The 5921-nt window shown below is 73.2% G+C and carries 4 protein-coding genes and 2 pseudogenes; 1 reads left to right on the top strand and 5 read right to left on the bottom strand.

Translation table 11 applies throughout. The features are described from left to right. Nucleotides 1-90: 90 nt before the first annotated feature. The 5 genes and pseudogenes from ACZ56B_RS32550 to ACZ56B_RS32530 form a co-directional block, all read right to left on the bottom strand. A complete protein-coding gene (locus tag ACZ56B_RS32550) occupies nucleotides 91-2622 on the bottom strand; it encodes an FtsX-like permease family protein (RefSeq protein ID WP_468798606.1) in 2532 nt (843 codons plus the stop codon). Continuing rightward, on the bottom strand, nucleotides 2619-3446 hold the full coding sequence (locus ACZ56B_RS32545) for an ABC transporter ATP-binding protein (protein WP_468798603.1): 828 nt from the start codon (nucleotides 3444-3446) through the stop codon (nucleotides 2619-2621). Before ACZ56B_RS32545 ends, ACZ56B_RS32550 begins: the two co-directional genes overlap by 4 nt. Before the next feature lie 124 nt (nucleotides 3447-3570). Then, the gene (locus ACZ56B_RS32540) at nucleotides 3571-4245 is read right to left on the bottom strand and encodes a response regulator (protein ID WP_468798600.1); all 675 of its coding nucleotides are present in this window, start codon (nucleotides 4243-4245) and stop codon (nucleotides 3571-3573) included. A gap of 12 nt (nucleotides 4246-4257) precedes the next feature. Further along, the gene (locus tag ACZ56B_RS32535) at nucleotides 4258-5490 is read right to left on the bottom strand and encodes a sensor histidine kinase (RefSeq protein WP_391664460.1); all 1233 of its coding nucleotides are present in this window, start codon (nucleotides 5488-5490) and stop codon (nucleotides 4258-4260) included. A gap of 57 nt (nucleotides 5491-5547) precedes the next feature. Further along, nucleotides 5548-5730 (bottom strand): annotated as a pseudogene (locus tag ACZ56B_RS32530) (acyl-CoA desaturase); the annotation flags it as partial. Between the two features lie 68 nt (nucleotides 5731-5798). Between ACZ56B_RS32530 and ACZ56B_RS32525 the strand changes: the two are divergent. Then, nucleotides 5799-5921 (top strand): annotated as a pseudogene (locus tag ACZ56B_RS32525) (IS6 family transposase); the annotation flags it as partial.

Genomic DNA, 5921 nt, shown 5'->3' with positions numbered 1-5921 from the left:
ACTCCGCAGCCCAGCAACCGACTTCAGTCATGCTCTCCACACCGGGACAACGACAATCACCAGCTCAGGACACGATCCGCTGCTGGAGTACTAGGACCAGCGGCGCAGCGCGGCCCGGGCCGGCAGTGTGACCGCCAGCAGGGCCAGGCCGCCGGCGGCGACCGCGAAGCATCCGTACACCAGCGGAGGCACGTACGGCATGTCACCGGTCACGCCGCTCATCATCGGGATCAGCGTGGCCGCGGCGATCGCGGAGCCGAGGACCAGGCCCACCACGGCGACCAGCAGACCTTCCCAGCGGAGCATCGTCATCACCTGACGCCGGGTGGAGCCGACGAGGCGCAGCATGCCCAGCTCGCGGCGGCGGTCCAGGACCGTCATCACCAGGGTGTTGACCGCGGCGACGGCGGCGAACCCGCCGAGGACCGCGGCCATGGTGTTGTTCATCCAGGCGCCCAGCTTCGCGTCGCGGTTCTGCTCGGTGGCGTAGCCGGAGGCGTCGGTGACCTCGCCCAGGGCGGTGAGCGACTTCTCCGAGCCGCCCCGTACCAGGAGCGTGTTGTCGAAGCCCGAGGTGACGTGCCCGGCCAGGGACGCCCGGTCCATGGTCACCGTGGCCAGGCCGAGGCCGCGGTCGTAGACCGCGACGATCTCGGGGCTGACCTCCGTCCCGTCGGGGAGGTAGAGCGGGAGCCGGTCGCCGACACCGGCGTCCGCCGAGGTCGCCAGGGTCTTGCCGATGGCGATACGCCCCTCGCCGAGCCGGTCGAGGCTGCCGTCGCGTACGTCCAGGTCCTGCACCTTCGCCAGCTCGGCGCCAGAGCCGGTGACGCCCTGGGTGGCCGCGCCCTGGAGCGACTTGAACTCGCCGGAGCCGGTCGGCACCAGCACCTGCGTGTTCAGCAGCCCGACGGCCGCCTCCACGCCCGGCGCGCGGGCGGCGCGTGCCGCCGCGTCCACCGGGAGCCCGGCCGGGTCCGTCACCACGTGGTCCGCGGTGATGCCCGCGCGCAGCTGCTTGTCGGCGGCGTGGGTCTCGCTCGTGTGCATGAACACGAGGGTCGAGGAGAAGGCCACGGCGAGCACGATCGGGGTGATCGCGGAGGCGAGGCGGCGGGCGTTGGTACGGGAGTTGACGGCCGCGAGCTCGGCGGACGGGCCCGCGCCGCGCAGCGGGAGGCCGAACAGGCCGGCGCACAGCCGTGCCACCAGCGGGCCGAGCAGCCCGACGGCGAGCATGAAGAGCATGACGACGCCGAGGGCGGCGCCGGCCGCGTCGTCCCCGGCGGAGCGGGCGGACACGCCGGTGAGGATCGTGCCTCCGACGAGGGCGCCGACGCCGAGGAGGGTACGGACCAGACCGGGCCGCAGCCGCTCCACCGACGCGTCCGACAGCGCCTGTCCGGGCTTGATCTTCGCGGGCCGGCGCCCGGCCGTCCAGCCTGCGCCGAGCGCGGTGAGCAGCCCCATGACGACGGCGGCGAGCAGCGGAAGCCCGGAGACGTGCAGGTCCACGGCGCGCGGGATGGTGCCCCGGTCCTGGAGCTGCCCGAACCACCAGTGGGCGAGCCCGATGCCGGGCAGGCAGCCGATGATCCCGGCGAGCGGCGCGACGAGCAGTGCTTCGGAGGCGACCGCGCGGCGGACCTGCCGCGGGGTGGCGCCGACGGCGCGCAGCAGGGCGAACTCGCGGGCCCGCTGACCGACCGAGAGCGCGACGGTTCCGGCGGCCGTGAAGACCGCGACGATGGCGGCGATGCCGCCGAAGGAGCCGCCGATTCCGAAGAGCATCACCTTGGCGTACCCGAGGCCCGGGTCCTCGACGGCACCGCGGTCGTCGCCGGTGTGGACCTGGACGCCGGAGCCGGCCAGGGCCTGCTTCACGGCGCCGGCGAGGGCGTCGGCGCCGGTGCCGTCCTCCGCCAGCACGATGACGGCGTCGGCCTTGCCGGGATGCCCGGCGAGCACGGGGGCCTGGGTGTCGGCGAACCAGGTCAGGGCGCCCGCGTCGCCGGAGTCGCGGGCGGTCTCCGCGGGGCCGGCCTCGGCGACGCCAGCGACGCGGAAGTCCTGCCGGCCGGCGGCGGTCTCCAGTACGACGGTGTCGCCGACCGCGGCGTGCGCGGCGCGGGCCGTTTTCGCGTCGAGGACGACTTCCCCCTCGCGGGGTGCGGAGCCGGTGGTCAGCGAGGTGCCGGTGAAGGTGTGCGAGCCCCATCCGTGCGCGGTGAGCACACCTCCCGGAACATTCAGTGCACGGGCGCCGGCGTCCGTCGCGCGCACCGGGAAGGTGAAGTCCGCGACGGCGGTGGCCGCACCCGGCGCCCCGGCGGCCTTCGCAGCCAGCCCGGCGTCCATCCGTGCCGTGTCCGGCAGGGGCGTCGCCTCCTTCTCGCGGTCCTCGCCGCTGCCGGTGACGACGTACTTGTTCTGGTCCGCCGCCGCGACGACCGGCGCGTTCGCGTACCGTTCCGGCGGCACGGAGGCGCGCAGGCTGGTCTCGAGCAGGATTCCGCAGGCCGAGACGATCAGTGCGGACATCAGCAGCGCGAGGAAGGTCCCCGCGAAGGACGCGGGCTTGAAGCGGACGGCCTCACGGGCGAGTCCGTTGGGGCGCCTCACGCCGCCACCCCCGCCATCGCACCGGAGCGGGAGGCGCGCGAGGTGAGCACGGCCATCCGTGCCGCGATCTGTTCCGCCGAACCGCGCTCGAGGTGGTCGGCGAAGGCGCCGTCGGCGAGGAACAGCACACGGTCGGCCCAGGCGGCCGCGGCCGGGTCGTGGGTGACCATGACAACGGTGGCGCCCAGAGCGTCCACCGCGTTGCGCAGCAGGCCGAGGACCTCGGCGGCGGTGCCGGTGTCGAGGGCGCCGGTGGGTTCGTCCGCGAAGATCACGTCGGGGCTGGTGACCAGGGCGCGGGCGACGGCCACGCGTTGCTGCTGACCGCCGGAGAGCTCTCCGGGCCGGCGCTTCGCCTTGTCGGCGAGTCCGACCCGGGCGAGCACCGCGGCCGCCCGGCGCCGGTCCTGGCGCTGCCCGGCCAGGCGCATAGGCAGCAGCACGTTCTGCTCCACGGTCAGCGACGGCAGCAGGTTGAACGCCTGGAAGACGAAGCCGAGGCGGCTGCGGCGCAGCTCGGTGAGCTCGTTCTCACTCATGCCGGTGATCTCCGTGCCGCCGAGGCGCACGGATCCCGCCGACGGCCGGTCGAGCCCGGCAGCGCACTGCAGGAAGGTGGACTTGCCTGACCCGGACGGGCCCATGACCGCGGTGAACGTGCCGCGCGGCAGGGCGAGGTCGATGCCGGCGAGGGCGTGCACCGTGCCCGCCCCGTGGCCGTACTGCCGCCGGACGTCGCGCAGTTCGACGGCGAGACCGGGCGTGGCGGCCGGGGCCTTGGGCCGGTTGTCCGCCTTCTGCCGCTTGCCCCTGCGTAGCTTCATGTCCCGTCTCCCTCTCATGTGCACTTTCTGTGACGGGTGAAGAGTGCGGGGACGGCTGAGCGCCGGGCGTCATACCGGGGAGCCAATGTGGGGGTGCTACCGCGGTAGGGGGCGGGGGGTGGTCCTACTCGCCCGGAGCGACCAGCCCCGACTCGTAGGCGAAGACCACCGCCTGGGCGCGGTCGCGCAGGTCAAGCTTGGTCAGGACGCGGCTGACGTGCGTCTTCACCGTCTGCTCAGCCAGCACCAGCGTCTGCGCGATCTCCCCGTTCGACTGCCCGCGGGCCACCAGCGTGAGGACCTCGGTCTCGCGTTCCGTCAGGCCTTTGAGCCGCAGCGCGGGCTTGCCCCGGACGGCGGGACGCTGCTTGGCGAAGTCCGCGATGAGGCGGCGCGTCACGGAAGGGGCGAGCAGCGCGTCGCCCGAGGCCACGACGCGGACCGCCGCGATGAGGTCGGCCGGCGGCGCATCCTTGAGGAGGAAGCCGCTCGCGCCCGCCCGGAGCGCCTCGTAGACGTAGTCGTCGACGTCGAAGGTGGTGAGCATCAGGATGCGCGGCCGGTGTGCCACACCGGGTGCCGGCTCCAGGAGGCGGCGTGCGGCCTCCAGCCCGTCCATCTCGGGCATCCGCACGTCCATCAGCACGACGTCCGGGTGGGTACGCCGGCTCAGCTCGACGCCCTGCGCGCCGTCGGGGGCCTCGCCCACCACGTCGATGTCGCTCTGGGCGGCCAGCAGGGCGGCGAAGCCGGCCCGCACCATGGCCTGGTCGTCGACGATGATGACGCGCGTCGTCATGTGAAGTCCTTTTCAGCCAAGGAAGTTCAGGGGAAGTTGGGCGGCGACCCGGAAGCCGCCGTCCGGTAGCGGCCCCGTGTCGAGGCTGCCGCCGACGAGCCGCACCCGCTCGCGCATGCCGACGAGGCCGTGCCCGGTGCCGCCCACCTCGAGCGGCCCGTCGGGTGGCTGGGGTGGCGGTCCGTTGACGACCAGGACGGTGAGCCGCGCACCGTCCTGCGGATCGGACTCCGTCACCGACAGCGACACCTGCGTGCGGGCACCCGGCGCGTGCCGCACGACGTTCGAGAGAGCCTCCTGGACAATCCGGTACGCGGACAGGCCGACCGCCTCGGGCACCTCGACGTCGCAGGGGGTGAACTCCACCGGCCCGCGGGCCCTCGCCGTCACTTCCACCAGCTGCCCGATCTGCGCCAGGCCCGGCTGGGGCACGAGCTCGCCGTGTGCCTCCTCATTGCGCAGCACGCCGAGGAGCCGTCGCATCTCGCCGAGCGACTCGCGCGCGGTCGCCGCGATGGACGTGAACTCCTCCCGCACGTCCGGCGGCAGCCTGTCGAGGCGGTACTCCGCGGTGTCCGCCTGCACCGTGATGACGGACATGTGGTGTGCCACCACGTCGTGCAGCTCGCGGGCGATCCGGGCGCGCTCCTCCAGCAGCGTCCGCCGGCCACGTTCGGCCTCGCTGATCGTCTCCTGCTCGACCAGCCTGCGCTGCACCTCGGACCGCTCGTGCAGCGCACCGCCCAGCAGGAGTGCGACGCCCCCGAGGATGGTGAACAGCAGGCCCATGGCGCCGAAGCCATGGGGCGCGACGAACCCCAGGGCCACGTTCGCGGTGGCCGTGGCCAGCCACACCAGCAGCAGTGTCCGGCGCCGCTCGCGCAGCCCCAGGGCGAGGCAGAGGCCGACGTACCCGACGATCTCCATGGGCGGGAACGGCCACAGCAGCCGCTCCTGGAAGTCGACGGTGAGCAGGGCGAGCGCCCCGGCGACGTCCGCGACGAAGACCACGTACCAGGCCTGCAGCGGCCGTACGACGGCGAGCAGCAGCGGCGCGGCCTGCGCGACGGCCAACCCGCCAGCGACGCCTCCGGTCAGGCCGTAGTCGGCGGTGAGGACCACGATGGTCGTGGGCAGCAGGGCGACGCACAGCACGAACGCCACGGCCCATGGCAGCAGCCGCACCCATCGCCGCGAGGCCCCCGCGAGCAGTGCGCGCGGGCGTTCCTCCTCCACTGAGGTCATGCGCACCAGCCTATGTGCGCCGCGACGGCGTCCGGAGTGGCGCAAGGCGTCGGCTCCTCAGATGTCGGCACGCAGCGGTTCTCCCACTTTGTACATGTGCCGCAGGGCCTGACGGCAGGAGTCGGCGAGGTCGGTCTCCGCGTAGGGGATGCCGAGGTCGCGGCAGCGTGCCTTCACCATGGACTGGGCGAGCCTCAGGTGCGGGCGGGGCATGCTGGGGAACAGGTGGTGCTCGATCCGGGGCACTGTCACGTTGACTGACCAGGTGGGATGATCTTCTGGTTGGTCATGCCGGGGAGGGGTCGTCCATGGACAGCGCGCCACCGTCGTACAAGGGGCATCGGTACCCGGTGGAGATCATCTCCCACTGTGTGTGGCTCTACCACCGCTTCCCGCTGTCGTTCCGGGAGGTCGAGGAGCTGCTGCTCGAG

This window comes from Streptomyces sp. NPDC034670, from assembly GCF_055574875.1.
Note: the sequence above shows the minus strand (reverse complement) of the source record. Positions and strands in the feature narration are given on the sequence as shown.

Coding starts and splice junctions, on each gene's coding strand:
- ACZ56B_RS32545 (WP_468798603.1), bottom strand. CDS start 3,446: ATGAAGCTACGCAGGGGCAAGCGGCAGAAGGCGGACAACCGGCCCAAG.
- ACZ56B_RS32540 (WP_468798600.1), bottom strand. CDS start 4,245: ATGACGACGCGCGTCATCATCGTCGACGACCAGGCCATGGTGCGGGCC.
- ACZ56B_RS32535 (WP_391664460.1), bottom strand. CDS start 5,490: ATGACCTCAGTGGAGGAGGAACGCCCGCGCGCACTGCTCGCGGGGGCC.